Source organism: Prevotella sp. P2-180 (assembly GCF_002251435.1).
Classification (GTDB): domain Bacteria; phylum Bacteroidota; class Bacteroidia; order Bacteroidales; family Bacteroidaceae; genus Prevotella.
The window spans coordinates 1-3,111 of the sequence record NZ_NPJI01000116.1 but is presented as its reverse complement, the minus strand read 5'-3'; the positions used below and the strand labels follow the sequence as shown (position 1 = coordinate 3,111).

General features: G+C 45.7%; 3 protein-coding genes. 1 reads left to right on the top strand and 2 read right to left on the bottom strand.

Annotated features, from left to right (window positions below; all coding sequences use genetic code 11):
• Window positions 1-1,154 (top strand): AAA family ATPase (locus tag CIK98_RS17480; RefSeq protein ID WP_141210597.1); only part of this gene is annotated, 1,154 nt, incomplete at its 5' end.
• A gap of 88 nt (window positions 1,155-1,242) precedes the next feature.
• Here CIK98_RS17480 and CIK98_RS17795 read toward each other — a convergent pair.
• On the bottom strand, window positions 1,243-1,719 hold the full coding sequence (locus CIK98_RS17795; protein WP_141210596.1) for a hypothetical protein: 477 nt from the start codon (window positions 1,717-1,719) through the stop codon (window positions 1,243-1,245).
• Between the two features lie 37 nt (window positions 1,720-1,756).
• Window positions 1,757-2,635: a hypothetical protein gene (locus CIK98_RS17470; protein WP_094386558.1), complete on the bottom strand. Its 879-nt coding sequence runs from the start codon at window positions 2,633-2,635 to the stop codon at window positions 1,757-1,759.
• Window positions 2,636-3,111 lie beyond the last annotated feature (476 nt).

The following is a 3,111-nucleotide window of genomic DNA, read 5'->3' as shown; positions in this document are numbered from 1 at the left end:
TGCTCGACGTGATTGACCTCGATTTGCAAGTGACCGACAGCGAGGGCAACCGAATGCGACTGGAAGACTACAACCGCAATCTTCTGAAAGGTTTCTACAGCCTGTTCAAGGATGCCGACGAGGACCTTCAGTTCGTGATGCTGACAGGTGTCACCAAGTTCTCGCAGGTGAGCGTGTTCAGCGGATTCAACCAGCCGGATGACATCAGCATGAATAGACGTTATGAGTCGTTGTGCGGAATCACCAAGGACGAACTGCTCACTGTCTTTGACTCGTCTATCAGGGAACTGGCAGATGACCTCGGCATAAGCTATGAGGCAACCGTTGAGCGTCTGAAGAAGAAATACGACGGCTATCACTTTGGACGAAGGATGATTGACATCTTCAATCCCTTCAGCATCCTCAACTGTTTCAACAACCTTGAACTCAGAAACTTCTGGTTTGCCTCAGGCACACCAACATACCTTGTGCGCCTGCTCGCCCATAGCAACGAGAACATCAACGAGTTGGTGGGCAGATACTACGATGCCTCACTCTTCATCGACTATAAGGCAGATGTGGAGAAGCCACTGCCGATGATCTACCAAAGCGGATATCTCACGATTAAGGATTGCAATATAGACCGTAATACATATTGTCTCGACTTTCCGAACGAGGAAGTACGCAATGGATTTGTCGAAACTCTCGCTTCACGCTATTTCTCAGAATCATCCCGACCAAAATCTTGGGTAAATGATGTGACTGATGCTTTAGAGAAGGGTGACACCACAAGATTCGAGAAACTGATGACCTCACTCCTATCTTCCGTCACCTACCGCTTCCAGCGCAAGCAGGACCCGATGGAGTGTGAGCGGTATTTCCAATACACGTTCTATCTCATCGTCAAGATGCTTGCCTTCTACAGCACAGTGGCAGAGAAGGAGACGAGCGAGGGGCGCATAGACTGTGTGGTGGAGTGTCCGGGCTACGTCTATATCATCGAGTTCAAACTCAACGGTTCGGCCGAGGCAGCACTCCAACAAATAGAAGAAAAGGGTTACGCCAAACCCTATGCAGCCGACAACCGCAAACTCATAGCCCTCGGCATCAACTTCTCATCGGAGAAAGGCACCATCGACGGATTCCTGCCCAAAGAGATATTACATGGCAAATAACGTTATTAATTGAAGTTTCCCATCCTTATAACTATTCTCTAACGAGTTTTGTGGCATGACAGTAGTCGTAATCAAGTTTTTTCATTATTTATAAGGATGATGTCATACCATATATCTTCGATATCCTGTCGGCAAGATATAGGGGCAGGTTTAGAAGGTCATCATCCTTGCGGATGTTCCTTGTAGAGAAACGCAAAGACAATGAGGGAGAATCGGTCTTACGGTAAATGGACAGACTCTTAGTCTTGACATTGTTTTCAGACTTCACCTCCACCGGCACTATCTCATTATTCATCTGCAAGACAAATTCCACTTCTGCCGCCTTGGCAAAGAGGGAAGCTATCTCGTCGGGGGAGAAACCGGCGATGCCACAGCCTATGCGGGTGACGAGGAACAGCTGGTCGGGATGGCATAACTCTGCCCCTGCATGCCATCGCCATGAGCTATTGCTGGGATTCTGATACCTCTTATTTCTATTCTGCAATGATTCCCAGCTGTCTGGTAGCCTTTTCCACGGTGTACTGCGGTACACCGCTCTAAAGGCTACCAGACATCCGACAATCATTGCCTACATTCTATCGCCATGCGCTATTGCTGAAGTTTCAATCCACTGCAACCAAGCGCACCGGGCGCACCGGACAACCGTATTGGCGACCGAGGTCGTTACCCACATTGAGTTTACTGTCAGAGAAGGACAGGCGATATGCGTAAGAGCTCGAGTAGGCTGTGCCTGACCAGTAGCGGGCGCCTGAGCCGTATTCACTGAACCGAGTCGCACGGACGTAGCCAGCTGCAGGCAAAAAGAGAGTTTGACTATTATTTGTAAATTTATATCCACTATCCCAACCTTTTGAGCTTGAATTATACACTAAAGCCTCCCATATCGCTTTGGTCGGTATCTGCCAGTCACCACCGAGAATCTTGCGAGCAGGGTCATCTGACATTTCAAAATCTTTTTCAGACGTATATTCGGGGGAGAAGGTTGGGGCTGTTCCACTTGCATATCCGCTTTTATGGCCTTCTTTCCAACCATTAATAGTAGTACCTTTATAAGAAGTATACCAAGGCTTAGTAGCTCCCCAAGCAAAGTAATCGCCGTAGGCGGATTCACTTGCGGCAAGACCTGTGGCTATTAGGTTGGATTTGGTGAATATTAATCTATAATTAGTTCCACCAATATTAAACACTCCCATATCAACCTGTTTGTCCGCCGGCACATTACCATTCTGTGTTAACGTCAATTTCAAGTTATTGTCAGTTCTTGAAAACTCACCGAGATTAATGATAGTATTTCTCTTAAATGTAATACTATTAGAACCTGTGCGAGTGTAAACATCACCGGTGTTGTCAGTGAACGAAATGCTCCAACCTGCGGAGAGTGTTACGGCAGGAACAGCTATGTAATAAGCCGTGTTCGCAGTAATGTTTCCCGATAGTGTAATGGATGTTGATTGTTCTGAGGTAAATGCTATCGACGGCATACCATCGCCGTATGAGAGTGTACACTTTCCTGCAAGATATTCATTTACCTGATTTCGAGAAGTCAGAAACAAAGCGCATGAAGACGCTCTCACATAAATAGAGACAAATGCAGTGCCAAACTATATTGGCTCAGAAGCCCAAGCGAGTTGGGCAACTTGCAAATGTCTGGGCAAAAGTAAGAATTAAAAATGAAACTGCCAAACTTTTCGGCAACTTTTTATTGTTTAACAACTTCTTTGCTTGGTTTGAAGGGTGTTCACCTAAAAAATGGAAGGCTAGCCACGGAACTATTAGCCCTGCAAAGACATAACAAAGGATAAATTATTATATGAAAATTATTATGGGTGCAAAAAGACTATCGCCAATATACAGGATAATTGATTCCTGTGAAAAAGTGAACAAATTAACAATTATACACACCATTTTCGTCCCTCCTTCTTGTTAATCAGAGAAAAAAGACGTATCTTTGCCACCG